The sequence below is a fragment of the Blautia sp. 1033sp1_1033st1_G9_1033SCRN_220408 genome, from assembly GCF_040929965.1.
GTDB lineage: Bacteria > Bacillota > Clostridia > Lachnospirales > Lachnospiraceae > Blautia_A > Blautia_A ammoniilytica.
In genome coordinates this window covers 1-21,933 of the sequence record NZ_JBFKZO010000027.1, presented here as the reverse complement: position 1 = coordinate 21,933, position 21,933 = coordinate 1, and the positions used below count along the sequence as shown (strand labels likewise).

Annotated in this window: 17 protein-coding genes, 7 tRNA genes and 2 pseudogenes; 4 read left to right on the top strand and 22 right to left on the bottom strand. The window is 41.9% G+C overall.

Annotation, left to right across the window (positions count from 1 at the left end; translation table 11 throughout):
- Positions 1-40 precede the first annotated feature (40 nt).
- Positions 41-1,090 carry an RNA-guided endonuclease TnpB family protein gene (locus AB5916_RS15500; RefSeq protein WP_368191677.1) on the bottom strand — a complete coding sequence of 350 codons (1,050 nt, stop codon included), beginning with the start codon at positions 1,088-1,090 and terminating at the stop codon, positions 41-43.
- Positions 1,091-1,107: 17 nt separating this feature from the next.
- The gene (locus AB5916_RS15495; RefSeq protein ID WP_368191675.1) at positions 1,108-1,434 is read right to left on the bottom strand and encodes a hypothetical protein; all 327 of its coding nucleotides are present in this window, start codon (positions 1,432-1,434) and stop codon (positions 1,108-1,110) included.
- Positions 1,435-1,514: 80 nt separating this feature from the next.
- Here AB5916_RS15495 and tnpA point away from each other — a divergent pair.
- From tnpA to AB5916_RS15475, 4 genes and pseudogenes are all read left to right on the top strand, one after another.
- Positions 1,515-1,839: pseudogene (gene tnpA, locus AB5916_RS15490) on the top strand (IS200/IS605 family transposase).
- A 99-nt stretch (positions 1,840-1,938) separates the two neighbouring features.
- Entirely contained in the window at positions 1,939-2,220 is a 282-nt protein-coding gene (locus AB5916_RS15485) for a DUF3307 domain-containing protein (protein WP_368191673.1), read from the top strand.
- Positions 2,221-2,435: 215 nt separating this feature from the next.
- On the top strand, positions 2,436-2,627 hold the full coding sequence (locus AB5916_RS15480) for a hypothetical protein (protein ID WP_368191671.1): 192 nt from the start codon (positions 2,436-2,438) through the stop codon (positions 2,625-2,627).
- 41 nt (positions 2,628-2,668) lie between these two features.
- Positions 2,669-2,857 (top strand): hypothetical protein, encoded by a 189-nt coding sequence (locus AB5916_RS15475; RefSeq protein WP_368191670.1) that lies wholly within the window; start codon positions 2,669-2,671, stop codon positions 2,855-2,857.
- Positions 2,858-2,950: 93 nt separating this feature from the next.
- Here AB5916_RS15475 and AB5916_RS15470 read toward each other — a convergent pair whose 3' ends face one another.
- The 20 genes and pseudogenes from AB5916_RS15470 to AB5916_RS15375 all read right to left on the bottom strand — a co-directional run bounded on the left by AB5916_RS15470 (position 2,951) and on the right by AB5916_RS15375 (position 21,558).
- Positions 2,951-3,376, bottom strand: a complete 426-nt coding sequence (locus AB5916_RS15470; protein ID WP_368191669.1) for a DUF488 domain-containing protein — start codon at positions 3,374-3,376, stop codon at positions 2,951-2,953.
- Positions 3,377-3,404: 28 nt separating this feature from the next.
- Positions 3,405-3,623 carry a hypothetical protein gene (locus AB5916_RS15465; RefSeq protein WP_368191668.1) on the bottom strand — a complete coding sequence of 73 codons (219 nt, stop codon included), beginning with the start codon at positions 3,621-3,623 and terminating at the stop codon, positions 3,405-3,407.
- 223 nt (positions 3,624-3,846) lie between these two features.
- Positions 3,847-3,972, bottom strand: a complete 126-nt coding sequence (locus tag AB5916_RS15460; RefSeq protein ID WP_368191667.1) for a hypothetical protein — start codon at positions 3,970-3,972, stop codon at positions 3,847-3,849.
- A 331-nt stretch (positions 3,973-4,303) separates the two neighbouring features.
- Positions 4,304-4,387: transfer RNA gene (locus AB5916_RS15455), tRNA-Ser, on the bottom strand.
- 7 nt (positions 4,388-4,394) lie between these two features.
- A tRNA-Ser gene (locus AB5916_RS15450) sits at positions 4,395-4,479 on the bottom strand.
- A gap of 28 nt (positions 4,480-4,507) precedes the next feature.
- A tRNA-Arg gene (locus tag AB5916_RS15445) sits at positions 4,508-4,580 on the bottom strand.
- A gap of 4 nt (positions 4,581-4,584) precedes the next feature.
- Positions 4,585-4,657: transfer RNA gene (locus tag AB5916_RS15440), tRNA-Glu, on the bottom strand.
- Between the two features lie 4 nt (positions 4,658-4,661).
- Positions 4,662-4,744 (bottom strand) — tRNA-Tyr (locus tag AB5916_RS15435).
- Positions 4,745-4,748: 4 nt separating this feature from the next.
- Positions 4,749-4,821 (bottom strand) — tRNA-Phe (locus AB5916_RS15430).
- Between the two features lie 6 nt (positions 4,822-4,827).
- Positions 4,828-5,049: a helix-turn-helix domain-containing protein gene (locus AB5916_RS15425; protein WP_368191666.1), complete on the bottom strand. Its 222-nt coding sequence runs from the start codon at positions 5,047-5,049 to the stop codon at positions 4,828-4,830.
- 15 nt (positions 5,050-5,064) lie between these two features.
- Positions 5,065-5,145, bottom strand: a tRNA-Leu gene (locus tag AB5916_RS15420).
- 387 nt (positions 5,146-5,532) lie between these two features.
- Positions 5,533-6,138 (bottom strand): annotated as a pseudogene (locus tag AB5916_RS15415) (DUF5052 family protein).
- 17 nt (positions 6,139-6,155) lie between these two features.
- On the bottom strand, positions 6,156-6,491 hold the full coding sequence (locus AB5916_RS15410) for a hypothetical protein (protein WP_368191665.1): 336 nt from the start codon (positions 6,489-6,491) through the stop codon (positions 6,156-6,158).
- A gap of 1,183 nt (positions 6,492-7,674) precedes the next feature.
- On the bottom strand, positions 7,675-9,906 hold the full coding sequence (locus tag AB5916_RS15405) for a C-type lectin domain-containing protein (RefSeq protein ID WP_368191663.1): 2,232 nt from the start codon (positions 9,904-9,906) through the stop codon (positions 7,675-7,677).
- Positions 9,907-9,938: 32 nt separating this feature from the next.
- On the bottom strand, positions 9,939-10,094 hold the full coding sequence (locus AB5916_RS15400; protein ID WP_368191662.1) for a hypothetical protein: 156 nt from the start codon (positions 10,092-10,094) through the stop codon (positions 9,939-9,941).
- Entirely contained in the window at positions 10,091-11,164 is a 1,074-nt protein-coding gene (locus AB5916_RS15395; protein WP_368191661.1) for a radical SAM protein, read from the bottom strand. The genes AB5916_RS15400 and AB5916_RS15395 overlap by 4 nt, the downstream gene beginning before the upstream one ends.
- Positions 11,165-11,352: 188 nt before the next feature.
- Entirely contained in the window at positions 11,353-11,724 is a 372-nt protein-coding gene (locus tag AB5916_RS15390) for a hypothetical protein (protein WP_368191660.1), read from the bottom strand.
- A gap of 1,234 nt (positions 11,725-12,958) precedes the next feature.
- Positions 12,959-13,105: an LPXTG cell wall anchor domain-containing protein gene (locus AB5916_RS15385; protein ID WP_368191697.1), complete on the bottom strand. Its 147-nt coding sequence runs from the start codon at positions 13,103-13,105 to the stop codon at positions 12,959-12,961.
- A gap of 41 nt (positions 13,106-13,146) precedes the next feature.
- Positions 13,147-14,661: a CAP domain-containing protein gene (locus tag AB5916_RS15380; protein WP_368191659.1), complete on the bottom strand. Its 1,515-nt coding sequence runs from the start codon at positions 14,659-14,661 to the stop codon at positions 13,147-13,149.
- Positions 14,662-14,814: 153 nt separating this feature from the next.
- Positions 14,815-21,558 (bottom strand): collagen binding domain-containing protein, encoded by a 6,744-nt coding sequence (locus tag AB5916_RS15375; RefSeq protein ID WP_368191658.1) that lies wholly within the window; start codon positions 21,556-21,558, stop codon positions 14,815-14,817.
- Between the last annotated feature and the right edge of the window lie 375 nt (positions 21,559-21,933).

Here is a 21,933-nt window from a genome sequence, read left to right as displayed (position 1 = left end):
TTCCCCTGCCCTTTGGACAGGTTCGCCAGTACAAGCCGGTTCACGCGGCTCCTATCCCTTTGACGGGAATACGTTTGTTTAAGTCCCTGTAGTTCCGTACAAGGATGTCCTGTAAAAAGGCAAAATCCGTCCCTTTGAAGATGTCCGGGAATGCTTTCCTTAAGATGTTCCCGGCCCCGTTCAGGTCTGCACTTATGACCTGTCCGTCATGGGTGCGGTACAGTCCCCTGGAAGTCCGTTTTCCGGAAAACCGGTACTGTGGATGGTCTTTCTTATATACAGGGATCGCATCCATTGCAGTCAGGTCTGCCTTTGAGGTAAAGGATTTCTCCTGCTCCAGTACTGCGAGCCCTTCCTGCTCCGCCTTGCAGCGGATCATGGACCGTAGGGTGGCAAGGGGGATCTGGACAAAGTTCTGGTTGTTGACATGGCCGATGTTACAGCCCTGTTTCCAGTTTTTGTTGACACCGATGACAATGGTGCCGATCTGATAGTCCAGGCAGAAACGGACAATGTCTGCAGATACCTTGTGCAGGTAATCTTTCAGGAACAGGTCCCGCTTCCGTGCCAGTGTATCCATCTGTTTCGTATGGAGCAGTCCCAGCTTTGTAGCTTCTTCCGGGGAATGTCCCTTCATGGCAGTGGAACGTAAGGCTACCATCTGTTTGTTGTACCACTGGTTCCCGGCTTTGACAGCACCGCCTTTGTACAGCAGACAGTATCCGTTGCTGCTTACGAGGGCTGCGGTGTTATCCACGCCAAGGTCGATCCCGCAGGCATGCGGGGCATCCGGTGCAGAAGCGTCCGGACATGCAAAGTTACAGATGACAATGAAGTCCCCATGGTAAGGGACTGCTTTTACTTCTTTCAGGATACCGTCAGGCATGTTCCGGACTTCCACGGTAAGGGATGTTTTCGGAAGCTTCAGGTAGGAAGTACCGTCCACACGGTGGTAGACGACACAGTCCTGGTTCGTATAAGTAAGGGAGACCGGGATACCCGGTTTCTTATACTTTGGCATCTTCGGCTTCCCAAGGTATGCCGAAGGGTCAGACTGGTATCCCTGGCATGCCTTTTTCCAGCTCTTCATGGAACGGACGGCTGTTTTTAAGACTTCCTGTGCGGACTGCATCGGGAGCCCGGCAAAAAGAAATCCGGGTTCCCGGTAGCACGCACCATCTTCTCCAGAAAGGAGTAAGACAGGTACCGTCCGGGTTTCCCGAGTTTCTTTACTTTCATGGTCAGCTGGATCTCATCCAGCACCTGCTGCTCGTTGGCTGAGAGGTGTTCTTTCCCTTTCATGGTAAAGTTCTGGCGGAGACGGAAAAGGGCAGCGTTATAAAGGTTACGTGCGAGCAACGCATAACCGTTAAAGTATGCATGGAGTTCCGGATAACGTCTCTTTGATATAAGCGTTTTCGACACCCTGTACATATGACTGTCCTCTTTGAAATAAGTATACTTGTATAGTATGATTATATCATATAAGTATATGACTGTAAAGGAGGACGCCTATGTATACGAAAAAAGATACCGGGTATTACGTGAACCGACATTCCTGTTTTCTGCTGACCTACCATGTGGTGCTGGTGACAAAGTACCGGAAGCCGGTCCTTCAGGGAAAAGTGAAGGAACTGGTATATGGGATCATCCGAGACATCCTGGATGAGAGGGGATATACCTTAAAGGAACTGAACGGGGAACTGGACCATGTCCACATCCTGTTTGACACCGGGCCGGAAGTCCAGATTCTGGACGGACAGCTATTTTGCCTCCACGGTGGGAGGTACGACCAGGGACAGGGTGGAACAGTACATTCGGAAACAGGGACAAAAATAAACGCAGGGATCTGCGCCGCTGGCATTCACCCACGCTCATGCGGGGGGATCCTATGGGCGTGGTATTCTACTTAATTTGATAGAAAGGGGTAAATTTTTGATGAATAAAATTGTACAACTTCTCTTCTGCCATTTGCTTGGAGATTATTTCTTTCAGACTCTATACATTGCTGAATCAAAAGAAAAAAACTGGTATCACATGTTTGTACATTGTGTGCTGTACTGCCTGCCGTTCTATATTTGCTTTGGACTAAATTGGCAGTTGATACTTCTGTTTCTTTTCCATTTCTGTATTGATGTCCTGAAAGCAAGATACAACCTAATTACTATATGTACAGATCAGCTTTTGCATTACATAGTAATGATTGTATATTTCCTCTGAATTTTACTCTCATATTGTCAAGTGCCTTTTTCGTAGTATACGGACATGGTTTTTCTCTCCTTTATGGTTTAATATGGAACCAGAAAGGGAAAGGAGGCGAAAGTAAAGTAATATACAGACGGAGCAGCTTAAATATAGTCAACTGGTATAAGACACCAGACATAGCATGGATAATCCAGTAATTCAAGTAAATTTCTATGAAGGAGGAAAACATTATGGCAAGATTAACAGAGGAAGAAATCAGAACGGCAGGAAAAGCTGCACATGATGCTTACTATGAAGATGGCTACTGGACTGGACGTGAAATTGCAGACCAGTTAAAAGGTGAAATGGTCCGCAATGGAAATACGTCTAGCGATGATAAATATGCTTTTCAGGAGTCAACTTCTTATTCATGGGATGACTAATTTCTAGCATATAGTAAACAGTATTTTAGGAGGAAAATATTATGGCAAAAATGACGCATGACGACATTAGAACGGCTGGAAGAGCTGCAAAAGATGCTTATTATGAAGAAGGCTTCTGGGCTGGAAAGAAAATTGCAGACCAGTTAAAAGGTGAAATGATTCGCCGGGGCAACACTTCAAAAGATGACAAATATATCTTTGAAGAAGCCACTTCTTATTCCTGGGATTAATTTCATCCACAGGATGCGGTACTTCCCTCACCAAAAAATGCATTACATTTTCAGGCACCCCTTGTGGAGGTGCCTGTTTTTCACATAGGAGTCCTAAGAATATTCCTGGAATAGATCATAATATTTCCGGTATCCCGGATCAGTCTTGATCTTTGCTCCCATTCCAATCAGAATTCCTGCAACGATACTCCTATGACAAAGTTTTTCGTTCTCGCAGTAGCATCCTAAAACAATGTTTCTTCTGCTGCCCTCTTGACAAAGATAGTTCAAATCATCTTTCGCCTTTTCACTTTTTAATAATTCCGTTATAAATTGGGGAACATATTCATTCTGAAAAAATATGGAATTAAACTGTCCAGCATGGAAAGCGTTCCTGTATCTCTGGAACAATTCTTTGGATGGAGCAAGGGACTGAACCAGTTTTTCTTTCTTTGGAATGCAATCCGGAGAACGGACAATCCACCAGATTTCATCGTAGTCCGACGTGCAGATTTCCTCAATACGTTTAATATAGATCATGATATTCCTACAAGCTCTCCTTTTGTACTCATTGATTTTTCTCTACTATACCAACAATGAATTTGGCAGCAGCCCTCTTTCCGTAATAGTCGAATGGATTTACACCAGCTTTTGGATCTTCATGAATTCTCCAGGAAAAAGGGGCTTCCTGAAGCTCTTCTCGGATCCATGGATCATAGATGGTATAGCCTTTATAGGAAAATGAAATGATATTTCTTTTATCTGGACATTCATTATTCCAAATCATTTCCAACTGTTTTTGTGCCAGCTCTTCTGCCTGCTACCTGAAATTTTTTCCTTTATCTTGTATTTTCCGATATGTTAAAAACTCCAATGAATTAACATCTTTTCCAGTTAGACATGCGTAGCAGATGTCTACCCAAGTGGATTTTTTCACTATCCATTCAGAGTTAATGACAAACAATTCTTCTGCAATGTCAATTTTATCCATCCTCAAAGAAAGAGGTTCTTTACCGTAGAAACCAATTGGAATAACAATGCACATACTGCTTTGTCAGTTTTTCCTGTATCATTTCCATGTCATCTTTGTATTTCTGTAATCCTGTAACTGCAATAACCGGACATTTTTCTGACATCACCTATCCCTCCAAGTTCGTTTCAGATAAAAGTATACCACAAAAATCTTGTTTCAGCCAGAGATTAGAAAAAAGAGGCAAATCAGAAAATATCTCTCTTTCCTATCATCCAATTTGCGTTACAGTCCCAGTATCCATGTTGATCTCATACTCAGAGATAACCGTTCCACTACATAGGAGCTTTGCATCATTTTCTTCTCCAGGCACATACTGGTGCGAGGAAGATCTTGAATGAAGGACGTGACGTGCGTCTGAAAACAGTCAGCATGAAAATGGCAATTCAAGGTGTAATGAGAAAAACAAAAAAATCCGCCTTTTCAGGCAGTAACAGCGCTGCAGACAGGATTCGAACCTGCATACCCTTTCGGGCTGGTAGTTTTCAGGACTACGGCTCCACCAGCTGAGCGACTGCAGCAAAAAAACGAAGCGTGGAGGATTCGAACCTCCAGATCCTTTGAGATCTCCGGATTAGCAATCCGGTGCAATCGGCCACTCTGCCAACGCTTCACAAATCTGCCCCAACTTGGGGAACAAACACTCCCGACAGGATTCGAACCTGCAAGAACACGGTCCGTAGCCGTGTGCCTTATCCATTAGACAACAGGAGCATAACGGCGGATGAGGGGCTTGAACCCTCATTATTGCCTTGAAAGGGCAATGTCATAGCCTATTAAACCAATCCGTCATAATCGGCAGGGTGGGATTCGGACCCACAACGTTTCTCTTGTCACGGTTTTACAGACCGCTTGCTTCACCATTTGCATACCTACCGTTAATGGGACAGGCAGGGATCGAACCTGCGGCGCATGGATCTTCAGTCCATCGCTCTACCATCTGAGCTACCGTCCCTTTATGTCAGGAAACCTGTCTTACGATCAGGTCATCCATCTTTACATTCCAAAGGTCAGACAGGATGATAAGATTATCTAGTGTTGGCATTGCTTGTCCATTCTGCCATTTACAGACTGCGGCAGCAGATATCCCACAGGCATCCTGAACCTGTTTTATCGTCATTCCAGATTTTTTCCTTATCTCTTTTATCTTTTTTCCCGTCTTATCCATATCGATCGTAACCATGAAAATCCTCCTTAATATGCCCGGTGGGACTTGAACCCACACTCATAATGAACCGGAGCTTAAATCCGGTGCGTCTTCCAGTTCCGCCACGGGCACAAAAAATGCCGCCTGTCATGAAAAACACAACAGACGGCTGAAAGATTTTCTTTTGAGAGAAACTATCCATTTTGCCCAGTGTTATTTATTTTCCCATGACGAATAAAACCAAATTTTTTTGAAAAACTTGATGATTCAAAATATCGATATTCGCTTGAAAATAAATAACTCATCTGTCTCATGATATGATTCTCCTTTCTGATTATTGTTTGTTTTTTTGATCTGTAAATATAATAACTGATTTTGCAAGAAAATGCAATTCAACCTGTAGTTAATATCCGTCGCAATTATTTCTGTTTTTACAGAACCAGCAGCCATCATTTTCCAGAGTCCACCATCATGGCAGCTGAGGTCTCATTTTCTTTTTACTTTACCTATATTTTTTCCTTAAAGCAGATCTTTGTCAATGATCTGGTAATTTGCCCTGTGTATGTACAGTGCTTTTCCGTCTACCATCAGCTTGGTCATCTTCGGCAGATCATCTGGGATTTCCCAATAAACATCATTTCCAGAAAAAGCCGCTATCGGCTGTCCGAGCTGGGATTTGATGACTACTACCCTGGATTTTCCAAAATCATTCTTGTACTTATTCAGCACCCTAGCAATAGCTGCGTTTCCGGTAATTCCACTTCCGCTGCTAATAATTTCATCCAAAGAAAAATCCACTTCCGGGTCTAGGCCTTTCTGTACAAAAACTCAGGTGTCTCCGCAGCTTTCGATTTCTTTTCCGTCAATTGTGATTGTAATGACGGAGGACAGGTCATACCCGGTTACTGTCCTTCCGTCGCTGTCATGACTGGTAGTCTCTATTTTATTCCCGGTAATACTGATTTTCTTTCCGGACGTCTTCAACGTCTGGTTTCCATAATTGTCGTAGGTATACACCGTATAGTTGTTTCCGATCAGGGATCCATGGATATCATTCACAATGGAACCCAGCTTCCCGCATCCTGTCAGCAATACCAGTAAAAATACTGGCAGCAGGATCAGCATCCTTCTCTTCTGTTTTCTCACATTTTTTCCTCCGTTTCTTTTTTCTCACAACGGTATTCTATCATAGAGACAAACAAAGGAACCGTTGCTAAAATGGTTAAAAATACATTCCTCATAAAAAATACCGAAAAAACCAACCCAATAGTTAACAGGATCATTTTTAGCGTTGCATCGGTCCGCATTTTTCCCTTTTTAATTAGCACCCAGGATACGATAATGTGTACCAGAAGGATAAAGCATACAAAAGCAATGGCAGCCATCAGCAGAAAAAAGACAAGACCTCCCAAAGTGCTCCCAAGTAATGTAAAAAACAATCCAGGGACCATGGCGTAACCGCTGATATATTCATCCATGCCCTTTGCCCTGATGACAGATCTATCCCAATTTTTCCAATCTCATTAAAATCCTAAGATTCATACATAACACCCCTCTAGATATAAACAGTATTCCTTAGTTACGTTCCTGCTTTTCCTGTCCATTTGATTTCTGGCTCATGTATTATTTTAAATATAACGATTCGTACTATAAATCGTTTCAGTCCTTCAGCTTTTACGCCTACTATGACATCATCTGACTCCCTCTCCAAACCTTTTTCGACCATATCTTTCGATATGTGAGTAGGGTCTCCCGAGGTAAGACACTAATCTTTCGTTCCACAACCTCTTGATTTACAATTTCGGTTTACGTTCACCATTTGGGCTTCGATTTGATTTGCAATCTCACCCACCTAATCGCCTGATCAAGTTTCTGTTCGTAGGCTCAAGAACTTTGCTACACCATTTCCTCCATCCATACCGTTACTGATACCGACTTGTGGTTTGCTACACTTGGCGGTAAATACCCGTAACTGGACTTGCACCAGCAAGATTAGTGCCATGCTCGGCACACAAACTGAGTACCCTGACTCCTAGGAGTCAGAATTACAAAAGGGTCAGCAGAGCATCCATGCGTATGGCAGAACTAACGGCAGCAGGCATGAATTCTGACGCCTGCCTGAGGCAGATGATGCCGGAAGGGTGGAGCATTTAAGGTTGATACATATTGTCAGAATTACAGCAAAAAACAGCCCATCCTGTGTCAGAATACAGGATAGGCTGTCATTTGCAAGTACATTCCTAATTTATTTTACTTTTATTTTTTTCGCAGCGCTTGTACCACATTTCACAATTTTCTTTCCATTTTTTCCATATGGCACAACTTTATAATAATATGTCTTACTTTTTTTCACTTTGCTGTCCACATATTTTAACGTCCTACCAGAAGTGATTGTTTTTACTCTGCTGAATTTATCTTTTGCACTGGCAGCGCGGTATACATAATATCCTGCTGCCCCAGTTGTCTTTTTCCAGCTTACGGCTACTTTTTTTGATTTCGTTTTCAGGGAAACGGCTGTAGTTAATTTTCCAGAAATGCCCTTCTTATTATAGCTGCTGAATATTTTTTTACCATTTACAGTTTGGTATGCTTTTACGGTATAAGTATAAGTATTACCAGCTTTTACCTTTTTGTCTGTGTAAGAAGTACCAGAGACATATTTTACGGATTTCCATTTTCCCCCATTTTTTTCCGGTATACCTGGTATCCATTCGCCTTTGAAACTTTTCCCCAGCTGATTTTTAAAAAGTTATGCCCAGCTGATACTTTCCCCAGCTTCGGGGCTGATACTTTTTTGTTTACTTTGCTGGAATCATAAACTGTTTTATCATATATTCCATCACCATTGGTATCCTGTTTGACAGTTGTCTTGCTTGAATTCTGCTCTATCTGAGATGGTTTGCCTCCAAGATCCACTTTTACTTTTGTGGTAGTAGAACCATCTTCTTTCTGAAACTGTACCTCTGCCTGGCTTGCACCTTTTACATCAACCTTATTTCCATTTTCTTTCTGTATGTTCACAGTTCCCGTATTCGCTATTCCGCTCACAATTGCCGCTGTCGAAACAGCACTGTCAGAATACTGTGTCAGCGTTACAGAAAAACTTTTGCCTGAGGAAAGGCCGGTAACGTCAGCTTTCACATTTTGATTATTCAGATTCATGGATACTGAACTGTTTACAGGAATATCAGCTGAAACAGTCTTATTATTCCCGGCGACTTCAATAGAGTTATCATAGGCATTGTTCTGGACACTGATTTCCCCTTCCGTTTCAATCCAGTATACATTCGCATCAGAATCTGAGGTTCCATTGTATGTCTGCAGAGGGATAATGTCTCCTGTTACAGATCCTTTTAAAGACTGGCTTCCATTAGATGTTCTAACTGAGGCATTCTTATTTTCTACGGAAATCAGATATTTATACATATCAATATTTACGCTATCTAAAATGGAAGTCACATCCTTTTTGAAATCTTTTCCGGATATCGTATAAGTGATCTGATTATTCGGTTTTCCCGTTCCCCAATCTACAAATCCTTCCGCGCGCTGGTCATATTTCCAGGAAGTAACCTGCCCGTTTTGCTTGTACAGGTAGAATTTCTTTAAATCAGAAGAAAAATTACCATCGTAAACCAGAATTTCCGTTTCACTGTCAGTATCTTTTGCAATTCCCATTGCTAACAGGCAGTGCCCGGCACTTATTTCACCTGCGTAATCTCCACGTATTCTGATTTCTACATAATCTCCATTTCCAGAAACAGAATTTTTCACAGCATTATACAATCCATTAAGATCTCCGTTATGCTTTCTGGCTTCTTTCTGCACAGATGACTTATTCTGGTATACATGGGCATATTTTATATAATCTGCTGCCGACTTCCAGGTAACAGAGGATGTTGTTTTTGGATTTGTAATATCACTTAGGTTTGTAACCCGGAACGACGATACCGGTACACAGCCATATCCGGATATTGCATTTACTGAGGTTGCCATTCCGGAACAATAACCACCGGATCCGTTATCTGCCAGGAGCAGAATTACAGCATGAGCCGGACTAAAAAATTTCGTATAATACCCGAGATTTAAAGTTCCTGTCAGATCAGAAACCTGCCTCTGTTTAAATCCCCATACCTGTTCTGGCCTTAATGCATATTTAGGCTGTTCTTCTTTTGTGTAATCACCCCATTCACAAATAAACGCCCTGTCATTTCCTACGGTTGATCCTCCAAAATCTCCATCATTCCAGGTTCCTTCTGGATACTTATAATAGAACATAGCATAATCTTCTTTAGAATTTTCGTCGTTAGGTTCCCCAGGATTCCAGTTTGTGTAATCTGATTTTTCACCATTTACCCATTTCCAGGTTCCTTCTGTTTCTTCATCCGTATATCCAAAATATGCACTGTCATATCCCTGATCTGTCATATATTCAAACACAGCATCATTTTCTTCCTGGCTTGTAATTGTGGCAAGATACCCGCCTAATGATTCACAGTACGCTTTTGCTTCTTCCCATCCAGAATGTAAATTAAACACAGCATAATAATGTCCATTATAATATAAGGCATCCGAAGGAATATTGTTTTCATTACTTCCTGATAAGCTTTCTCCACTCTCCCATCCATCATCAGATACTTCAGGTTCTGATCCATCTGAGAATTCCGGTTCTCCAGTATCTTCAATATTAACTTCCGCTTCTTTAAGTTCTTCTGTTCCCTCAAACTCCAGTTCTGAACTGTCTTCCGGCTCTGCTTCCTGCTCCGTGGTTTCTGGAATGTCTGTTTCAGAAACGCTTTCAATCTCTTCCTGACTGAAAAACTCTTCTGCCTGAACTGGCAGGGGCTGACAAACCAAAGCAGCCGACATTAATAATGCTACTATTCTTCTTCTCATAACTCATCCCTCCATAAGTAGTACTTCAATAATTAATAATCGTTCCAATCATCATTCCAGTCGTCGTTCCAGTCGTCATTCCAATCATCATTCCAGTCACAATCATTGTAAGAATCCTCTGAACAGTCATGGCTGTGGCCGTGTGGGTCTTCCAATATTTCTGCAATGATCTTCATTCCGTTACTCATATAATCTTCCTCCTGTCTTTTATTGTATTTGCAATATGTGTATACAAAATTTGATTTGCCGGGCAAAAATAATTTATACCATTATCCCGGTCTGTCCGTGGGCATCCATACCCGCAGATATCCTTTACAGGACACTTGTAGCAATAATCCTTAACCTGATTCTGTATCATATTAGACAAATCCTGATGTTTACTGCATGATACCATGTCTGAAATACTCTGTTCCGAAATATTACCTAAACAATTTTCTTTCCGCAAATTATACGGATCACAGAAAAAAGCATCCCCTGAAGGCAAAAATGTCAGATAATATCCACAACGTTCCCTTTGATGATGGCTGCAGCATCTGTGTTTTCCTATCAATATTGCTGTAATAGCCTCATTAAATTCCCTGATATTGATCCTTGCTTCACCGTCAAAATACAAGTCGAAAAGATCAGATAAGTAATAAACAAGTTTTTCTGAATCTACAGAACATCCATCATCTGGGTTATAACAGTAACATAACCCACAGTTTTTAATGTTGTTGCTCACCAAAAAAGCATAAAAACTTTCAGCTCCAGCCTCAATATGCCTATTTGTAATAACACTTAATATTCCAAATGGCACTTTTTGTTTTTTCAGTTTATTTAATACGACAATCGTTTTTTGGAACGACAGGCTTTCATCCTGGGAAAAATGTGCATTTACGCCAATCGGCCCATCCAAGCTTATCCCAATGCCAATATGGGATTCTTTAAAAAAACTGATCCATGCATCATCAATCAGTAACGCATTTGTCTGAATGCTGTTAGCAAATTTGACACCTGTTTTATCCGAAAGTTCTTTCTCATATTCATAGATTTCGTAAAAGCGCTCAATTCCCCATAACAATGGTTCTCCCCCATGAAAAAGTACTTTTACTTTTGGGTTCGTATCCGCATTAATTTCCGCTGATTCCCTTAATATCTTTTTTACTGTGTCAACATTAATAATTCCGGTATTTTGTTTATGGTTCGCGTACCGGCAGAAAGCGCAGTCAAAATTGCACATCTCTGTTACTTTAATTATTGGCGATATTATGCAAGCCATTACTCACCTCATTATTTTATCACAAGTTTTTTAGTTTTATTTTTAATATCTCACATTGTATATAGAATTATAACACATTAAGAATTTTCTGACTACTTTTATACAAAAAAAGCCAAGTTTATACAGCAGCCTACCCTGCATCAGAATACAGAATAGGCTGCCATTTCCAGGTACAAACAATGGTGGCTTCATTCCTCTGCCGCTGTATCCATGGACAAGTCGGTTTCTGTTCCAGAGAGGTAATTAATCCCGCTGAACAGCGGTGTTCCAGAATAATCCATGAACCTGTGTTTAACAATGCTTCCTTCCTCGTTATAGTCATATCCGCATCCAGTTAACATAATATTTCTGTCAAAACCTCCGAGCCATCCGATGTAATCTTCCACGGTATAGGTGTAAAACAAAGAAGTATAGCAATAAGGCTCTGGAGGAGTGCTGTAAGCAAGCGATTGCTCTGAATAAGCAGAAATATACCTTTTGAATGATCTTAATCTCCTATTTTTTGTCGATGACGTCATGTTTCTTCCCAATCCATCGTTTTCAACAGTTTCATATACCATGTATTATTGATCTCTTCCTGGGAATTGATTTTATGATAAAATGAACGGATTTTTAAGAACAGACGTGCTTCCTGTAAATATCCACCATCTACCTATACTCATATTTTTTACTTCAAAACCTATCTATATCGCATCAAAACCACCTATTATCGCAATATTTTCAGTTTCTCACCTTCGCAACTTCCTAAAAAACATCCGTTTTAAAAGATATGGGTATATTTTGATGCTTGGTCTGTGATACTTTCAAAACGCTTTCACTGTAGTTCTAATCCTAAGAATCCATTGTTATTTGTAAAGGCAGCAGGATTCGAACTGTTCTTATGGAATCCGTTTTCTCCAAAACAATTCCTCCCGCCGCACATTACTGAAGAATTAACCTTTTACCCCAAAATAGGGCGGCGGAAAACCTGCCGCCGTTCTCATTTATCCTTTATTTTTACTCTTTTACGGCGGCAACCGCAACGGATTCAATTGTTTATAAAATTATTTTTTACTGTAGGCAACAGTATAAAGTAATTATGCCGTTTATGGCATTTATTCAAATTAAAAGATGTTATTACAAAAAAAATATTGGTCCGTTTATGACATTTTTTAATCTAAATTATGCCTTATATGACATAATGTTTTTCTTATTATGTCAATACTGGCATATCTATTTTTATAGAAAATGATCTTCTGACATAACAGAACACTTATTATGTCAAATATGGCATAATTAAAATATAATTATGTCTTATATGACATTTTAAAAATTTTCACTCCAAAAATAGGACCCGGAGCCCAGATCATGAATTAATCACCTTCATAACTGGCTCGGGCTCCGGATAAAACATGACACTCTGTGATAAATAGAATATTTTCTGGAAATATTACCTTAAAAATACATAGTATTGATAAAAATGGTACTTATGAGAAAGTTCAAAGATTAGGCTACTCTTCTAAAATATCAACTTTTATAAATATAATTTTTTTATCTCTCTAAAACCGTCCTTTTCAGAAAAATTCTCCCATAATTGAATCTAAAGTGACTAAAATTACACTAGAGATCACTATTTTAAGAACTTATATGGCCTTTAGTATCAACTATTATTCTGGAATTATAATTTTTATTTTTAATAGAAAAGTCCATTCCCTTAGAGGCGGTCAACTCTTGCAGCTTTAAAAGTTGGCATTTAAAAGTTGATTTTTGGCAATGAAAAACAGAGGCAGTTTCCACTGCCCCTGCTACGGTTATTTATTTTTTCTTCTTGAGAAGGAAGATTCCAGCCACAGTCAGTACAACAACTACGATGCCTGCAGCAATCGGGATAGTCCGGTCAATGTCGCCGGTCCTTGGGACATTTGTTCCGTTTCCAGGTGTTACACTTGGTGAGTCATACATGATCACATGCTGGATCTCATTAGTGTGAAGAACCTTGTTTGCTATTTGATCTTTACCTTTTTGACATTACTCCATCCAGAGTACATCATCTTGCCGTTCACGTTCTTACAGCCTCTGATGCGGATATAATAAGTCTTCCTGCTCTTCAGCTTCCTAATGGTGGTTTTGGTCTTTCCTGCTTTTAAATTAACTGTCCGTGCCCCGGAACGGAACTTCTTATTTGTACAGTACTGCACCTGCCAGCCACTGTTTCCGCCGGTCTTCTTCCAGGATGCGGTAAGCGTCTTTTTCTTTGTGGATTTGGCAGAAGAAAGGGACGGTTTCTTAAAGTTAATCTTAAACTTAACTGTCCCGGAATATTTGGAATATCTCCCCTTACCGTTTACTTCTACTGTACCGTAACCTACATTCTTATTATTCTTATAATTTACAGTATAACAATCTGGGGAAAGCCTTTCATTTCCGGCATACACAGTAACTGCAGGTTTTTGTGCCTTTCCGTTGTAGGTTACATTCTTTACTTTAACTGTAAAGCTGCGGGAAACCGGTGCCTCTGGCTGCTTCGGCGGCTGGGTTGGCTTCACCGTCGGCTTGGGTGACTGGGTAGGTGCCGGAGTTTCCGTGGGCTTCGGTGCCTGTGTTGGGATTGGTGTAGGAGTAAGAGCAATCATTTCTTCATATAACAAAGATATATTTACATTTACCGTACAAAGTTCAGTTGCACCCTTGTAAAAAACCGTAAAAGATCCTACCCCGGCAGCTTTCGTTGTAATTATTCCTTGGGCATCTACATCAATGATATCCGGTGTATTATTCCTATACGTGAACAAGTTAGGGAAATCAGCTGTTGAATACCCGGAGTTTCCATTCCCGCTGTAATCTGCGAACTCAAATGGTGTAGTACCCTTTATATTAAGTCCTCTCCGATAGATTGTGCCACCTGCAAGATATTTAATCTTTGTTCGAATATCCCGGGTCTTTGTCTCGGAACCCGACACCTGGCTTATGGGATTTCCAACTTGTGTGTTGGATACCACAAAAACCCACTCCCTTTTCCCGTGGTAGGTAACAACACCGACTCCGCAGTATCTGTAATTGCTCGTGTCAGTTAATAGAGGACGATGCCCGTTTGAATTGTACCAGACCGTATAGGTGCTCTGGGCATCGGCAAGACCTTCTGCTATGTCCTCTTGCATAAATGTAGTATTCGGATAATCTCCATAGTTGTCAATATAAGTTCCAGACAAGGCGCCATATTGTTCTCTATTGTAGGTTAAAGAAAGGTGCGAAAAGTAAATACAACATTGAGCTGCCCTCTCCATAGCTACATCCATGAGTCTATCATCAAGTATATATTCATATTTCCCGGCTTCTGCCCTCTTTTGGTTTAGCAGTTTAAAAAAATCATCAGCCAGCGTATACTCTTCCTGCACGGTGATGGGAACCGTTATAATTGTCTCTCCATCAGTCTCTGCGTGAACCGGGCTCAACGTAATGGTCGTCAGGATAAGGACTAGAGCTATCATGGTGCACAACATGTGTTTTAACTTCTTCATTGAAATTCCTCCCTCATTGTTCTTTTTATTTAATATATGTCTTTTATTTCACCCCCGGGTTGATTTCTATAAGAACAAATTAAGTATACCTTTTCTGTTGGTTTTTGGCAATAAAAAAACAGAGGCAGTTTCCACTGCCCCTGCTACGGTTATTTATTTTTTCTTCTTGAGAAGGAAGATTCCAACCACAGTCAGTACAACAACTACGATGCCTGCAGCAATCGGGATAGTCCGGTCAATGTCGCCGGTCCTTGGGACATTTGTTCCGTTTCCAGGTGTTACACTTGGTGAGTCATACATGATCACATGCTGGATCTCATTGGTGTCAAGTACCTTGAATGCTACACTTTCCGCTACATCGTAACCGTTTGGTGCGGTAGTCTCAACCAGGATATATTCCCCAATTGGAAGTTTTTCGATGTAATGCACTTGATCCGTGGAAGTCCACTCCTCGATGACCTTTCCGGACTTATCCTTGATCTGGAGCTTTGCACCAGGAAGTTCCTTCTTGGTGGTAACATCCTGTTTGCTGATCTGAACTTTTGTTACATCGTCCTCCATCTCTACATGCTGTATTTCCACACCACCATCTTCCTTGGTGTTTCTCTCCAGTACTTCAAAGCGGATGGATTCGGCTGTTGTAAAACCGTCCGCAGGCTTTGTCTCAATCAGGGTGTACTTACCATGAGGAAGATTTACCTTATGTGCTTCACTGGCAGATGTCCAGGAGTCAACAACCTTGTCGTCTGTATCCCGGATCTCAAGTTTCGCCCCTGGAAGTTCTTCCTTATTGGTGAGGTCTTTTTTGGATACCTCAACCGGGCGGTACGGAGAATCAAACATTTCAAAATGCTGGATCTCCGGAGTATCCTTGATCTCAAAGTGGATGGTTTCTGCAGTTTCATAGCCATCCGGCGCTGTGGTCTCCGTCAGGGTATATTTTCCGATTGGGAGTTTTTCGATATAATGGGTCTCTTCTGTAGAAGTCCACTCATCTACCACATCCCCTTTTTCATTCTTGATAACCAGATGTGCCCCTGGCAGTTCTTCATTATTGGTGATGTCCTTTTTGGAGATTGTGACCTTAGTGACTTCATCACGCATGGCCACGGTCTGGATCCCATAATCAGTATCACTGGTCTGTTTTACTTCGAACTTGATCGTATCTGCAGTTACATAGCCATCGACCGGCTTTTCCTCCGTCAGTGTATAAACACCACTGTGGAGCTGGATCCGGTGTGTTTCCGTTGTAGAAACCCAGGTATCTACAACATCTCCCTGTGCATCACGCACCGTAAGGGTACACCCTGGGAGTTCCTCGTCACCTGTAATGGCTTTCTTGGACACGTCCACCCATCTGTATGGGCAGTCCTTCATGGTCACTTTCTGTACCACAAGGGAATCCTTGATGGTAAAGATGCCCTGGGAATTCAGTCTTTCCACATTGGCTTTTTCCTTTTCATCTGCCGGCAGTGTTCCCTGTGTTACGGAAGCAGCAACTTCATACTGATGGATCTCGTTACCTTTTTCATCAGTCGTTTTAATGACCAGGTTTCCCTGCTCATCCTTTACAGCCGGGGCTGCTTTCTCAACCAGGCGGTACTGTCCATCAGGCAGTCCATAAATGACATATGGTTTCTCACCGGAAGTCCAGGAGTACAGGACATTTCCATCCATGTCGGTCAGCTGCATCTGAGCACCTGGCAGTTCTTTTCCATTTGTAATGTCAGTCTTAGAGATATGGACCTCATTCGGCTGGTTGGAAATCGTAACTGCATAAGTATCAGAACCATTGATCAGGCCTTTTTCATCAACCGTAAACTCATAGATTTCTTCATTCAGGTTATACCCCGGAATGGTCTTCGTTTCCTGGATCGTATAGGTGGTATCTTTTTTCAGGTAATCCACCTTAATGTTTCCGTCCTTATCCGTAGTATACAGCTGATCATCTGAATCTTCTGCGTCTTTGGCCTTTACACGGAAAGTGATGCCTTCCAGTGGCTTTGCTTCTGTCCCTTCTACAGGCTGTCCATCTTTTCCAACGGTCGGGTTTCCATCCTTGTCCTGGAGGGAATCGATCTTCCGGATCTTCAGGGTAGTCGGTGCATCTGCGATATCCGTAATCTGGACAACCATTATTTCATCAGTGTCCTTGATCTCCGGAAGTTTTCCATCTGCTTTCTCATCTTTCAGCATGAACGGATATTTTGTCTCGTTGATGGCCATGCCGCCATCAGCAGATACCTCAATTTCCTGGATCACGTAGCTGCCCATGTACAGTTCCTTGGAAACGGCTATGCCGTCCGCGCCTGTCGTAATGGTATCAACTACATCCCCTGCCTTATAGCCTTCATAGACATTTCCGGTACCGTCCAGGATATCCTCTGCTGCCGTGATCTGGAACTTAAATCCTGCACCACAGTGGTTCCCGGTCACCTTATCGATCTTTGTAACCTGGATCTTTTTCTTAAGGGGCTGGTCACTGATGGATACCTTTACAGCTTCCGTAGTCTTATCCTTGTCGGATACTGTTACCGGATACTCTTTTGTGGATAGCACATAATTCTGTTTCCTTACGGTTTCCTTGACAATGTAAGTTCCACAATACAGATCCTTGGAAGCGGCGATTCCCCTTCCATCCGTTGTAATCGTGTCAACCACAGTTCCATGCTCAAAGCCCTTATACACGTTTCCACTGCCATCAACAACCTTATCTGCAACAATGCTGAAAGTAAAATCTGCGCCTGCAGCATTCTGACTGTCTGCATCGGTCTTTGTAACCTGGATTGGTCTCATAACCGGACTGTCCTCGACAGAAATCAGGCCGTTATCGAAGTCTTTAACTTCTGCAGTCCAGCCTCCGTCTGTCTTCTTCTCGACTACCTCGAAAGCAACCTCCCTGGCATCATTGTTATAGTTGTCGGCAACACCAGTTTCCTCAACATGGTATCTGCCAGGATACAGACCAACATTAGATTTTGCGATACCGTCCTCACCAGTGGCGATAGTATCCACGACAGCACCTGCCTCAAATCCTTTATAGGTGGTGCCTGTTGCATCGGTGATGTTCTCATCCGCAATGATGTCAAAGGTAAAGCCTTTTCCGGCCTTATTTTCACTTGCAGAGTCTTTCTTCTCAATGCTGATTACAGTAGTGACACGTTTATCACTCATGGTAATGGTTGCAGTTGCATCCTTCTCTTTTCCGGTGACTTCAAAATCAACCGGATCTGCCAGCTCGTATCCTTCTGGGGGAATAAGTTCCACCAAGGTGTATTTGCCAGCTGGAATCTTTTCGTCAAAAAAGACCTCTCCCTTTTCACTTGTAATAAAGGTTGTCGTTTTATCTACATCGCCCTGAACCTTCAGCGAAACAAGTTCACCGACTTCATTTCTGATCTGGAAAGTACATCCAGATCTAGTGATAATAGCTCCTGTATCAAGATCTTTTTTCTGAATAATCAGTGTATCATGATACAGGTAATTTTCCACCTCATACTCAACAGTCCTGTTCTGGTCACTGATCAGAATCTCAACCGGATCCATTGGCTGGTGATATTTAATTCCTTGTGTTTCTTGTAAAATCCAAGTGCCATAATACAATCCATCTACATGAACATTTCCGTCTTTATCAGGTTGAATATCCTGAATTGTTATAGCCATATTGGATTTATAGGTCAAAGAAAATCTGATCTGAGTCAGATCACGGTTCTGTTTGATTGCATCAGGTTCTTCCGGATCCAGTTTCTTATGGATATCGAGAGAACCTTTCACAGGCACTTCTTTAACCACAACTTTGATAGGCGTCCTGCTCACATTGGCAGCTGAGATTTCCACCGGATAAACAGTCCCATCATACTCATAATTCCCACAGTCAGGAAGCACTGTTTCCTTGATGTAATAAGTTCCTACATCCAGATACTGGGAAACATTAGAAAGACCGTCTTCTCCAATCGTTAAGGCTTCAATTCCTGCTGTGCATGCACTGTCTGAAAAAATAGTATATTCAGCCCCTTTCATGGAATAATACTCTCTGGATCCATTCGGGGTTGTACTCATGCTGTCGGCATCAACCTTTTCTATCTGGATACGTCCCTGATTCCATTTGTTAGTGAAAACCATAGGTTCAAGGGCAAATTCAACAACCGCATCTGCATTGTCATCAATTGTACGGTACTGAGGTGTTGGATCAACTTCATAATTGTCAGGTGCCTTTACTTCGGTGACCTTAATATAACCAACAGGCAGAACAGGAACATCGCTGTCTTTTTTACACCAGAATTCAGAGCTCTCCTGACCTTCAAAGTTCTGGACAAGATGATCGGAATCAAATGTTGCATTTCCATTTTCATCGGATTTCAGGAACCATACACCTTCAGGTGCCCAGTTGGAGCCTGCAGAATATTCCACTTTAAAGATTGCTCCCTGAAGGGCTTCCCCATTATCTCCAAGTTTCTTGATCACAGGACGGCCATACTTCATATGGTTCACAACCGGAGAGGCTGGCAGCTGAACAATGGTATTCTTTTTCAAAGTCACTTTGTATACTTTCCCATTTGTTGCATGGCCAGGGCACCTTCCCTTTTCCCGGACATAAACGGTCATCGTATCTTTTCCATTCATATCGATCTTAATCTGTGGGATCGCAGCGAGGTAACTGTCTGAACTAATCCGGCAAGTCCTCAGTATATGTTTAAACTCCTTATCGGAAGCTATCTGGAAAGTTGTATTGACTTGGACCCTGGAAGCCTGTATTGCACTGCCTGCATCAGAAATTTTACTAATTTGCAGAGAACCATATGTTTCATCCGGGGATGTGGGCAATACATAAGTCACATTGGAACCACCAAGGAACTGATATCCGGAACCCCCGCCAAAACCTGGATAAGTGATCTTCAGGTAATACCTTCCATTTGCCTGCTTATAAACGTCTGCAGTTGCAACCAGTGAGTAAACAGAACTTGGAAGAGCCAAAAGAGTATGGTTTCCACAGCTAGTGGTATAAGCATAATTTGCAAGCTGGTCTACCTCTTTTTCAATAAATGATTCATTGCCCAGGTCTAACCCTTTCAGCCATTTTTTTAAACTTTCCCAGTTGGATGCACTCATGGTAACCCAATATCCGTTATACCCGACACCGGGTGGATTATAATTTGTTGCTTTGGAATATGCAGTTGCTGTTGCTATGAATGACTTACTTTTCACTTTAGTATCAGCTGCCGCTGCACGTGCGGCCCTTTGTGTCGTTGTTCCTGAAGCACACAGATCCGTTCCGACGCAGCTTTCAGATACTGTGTTAAGCTGATCCTGCTGGTATTTCTCAGCAGCAAAACGCTGTTCTCTTTCAGACATATCGAAAGAGGTTCCGTCTTTCAACGTCACTACAGTTCCGTCGATACTTTCAATATCAAGGCTTTCCAGCCATCCTCCAGCAGTTTTTCCTTTTTTCTGATCGAATTTTTCCTGTTCTTTATCTGTGATAGTCACAGTATAGGATGCATCGGAAAAATCAGATAAAAGAGAGACTGCTGCATGGTTTCCATCTGCTTCGATTTTATAAAGGCCTGATCCGTCGATCATTTTTCCATCTTTGGCAAAAACAAACGCCAGATCAATTTTGTCTTTATAAATAGACTTTACCGTGAAGCTTTCTGCATCTGCCATCGCATCTTTTCCATAAACTGCTGTCCCGGCAGTAAGGTTAGCTGTTCCAACGTGAATGCGAAGTCCTGTTTCTTTAGGATCCTCAACTACATGTACCGTAACATTTACTTTCCATGAGTATACGGATGAAGCAATACTGGTTACGGTATACTGAAGTTTGTAATCGCCAACTGTATCTATATCAAATGCATCCCCATTATCCAGAGATACATTAAATACAGCAGGGTCATAACCTGCATTCAGGTCATAGGGATTAAAAGAGCTGTCTCCCTTATACACTGTATACTCATTGCCGTCAAATTCCGTTTCATTTGTATCCGGAACGGTTCCAGTAAAATCTTCTCTTTGTTTTACAGGAGGTATCGCAGCTGATTCCACAACATCTTTTGGTAAGCTGATTGTTCCATCATCATTGATTTCAAGTTCTTCATCCGGTTCAGCTTCTGATTTGGCATCACTTATTTCTGTCTCTGCCGCTGTTTCTGTTTCTGCCGCTGTTTCTGTCTCTGCCGCTGTTTCTGTCTCTGCAGCTGTTTCTGTCTCTGCCGCTGTTTCTGTCTCTGTAGCAGTTTCTGTTTCTGCAGCTGTTTCTGTTTCTGCAGCTGTTTCTGTCTCTGTAGCAGTTTCTGTCTCTGCAGCTGTTTCTGTTTCTGCAGCTGTTTCTGTTTCACCATCCGTTTCGGTAACAGAGAGCTCTTTTGACTCAGTCTCTCCAGTCGGAGCAAGTTCTTCTTCCATCTCAAGCATAAGATCCTTTGCTGGCATGATAAAAGATATCCTTCCATCTTTCGTTTCTTCCGAGGAAAGGAATGTTTCTCCTGAATAAGCATCTACGATAAAGAAATCTTTATCAGATTTAACGTTCATTTCGACATTCTCATTTTCCTCATATACAAGGACATGCATAGACAGCTGTTCTGAAAGCGCTGTATCTAAGTGGGACTCATCATAAGAATACTGTATAGAATCAGTTTTAGGGAGGCAGACTGCATACAATTCTGCTTCCCCGTCAGAATCATTCCCGGTTTCGGAAACGAGTTTTTCAACACCATCCACCGATGTTTCCTGAACATCTGTCCCGCTACCCTCCGTCTGTTCCTGAGACTCATCTGTTCCAGCTGCTGGCACTGTTTCATTCATATCCGCTGCATACACAGGAAATACGGTCGAAACTGAAACCAATGCAGCCATACACAAAGACACTGCTTTTTTGAAAAGCTTTTTTGATTTCATATGCGAAATCTCCTTTCTTTATAAAATTTTCAAGGTTCTAATTGTTTCAATGCACAGTCGGTATTTTATGGAGTCTGGCAAGTCGGCCTGATACCGACAGTGCTTGATCTCGTGACAGCAGGGAAATACCGATTTCTCTCCGCCCGCTGCTGCTGTTAAATTTCTCCTACAATTCCTCTCACTACCTGAGTTTCACCTCGCAGTAAACATCATGTCTATGCTCAATACCCACACAGCTAAAGTGATACCAGCATCAACAAGCCTGTTGCGTGAAGCCTCTCACGACTAAAGTCACGACCTTCCTGTCTTTAAAACAGTCACCCCGGACAAAGCCGCTATCTCCCGATAAGACCCTTGCGGATCCTTAGTCCTTTT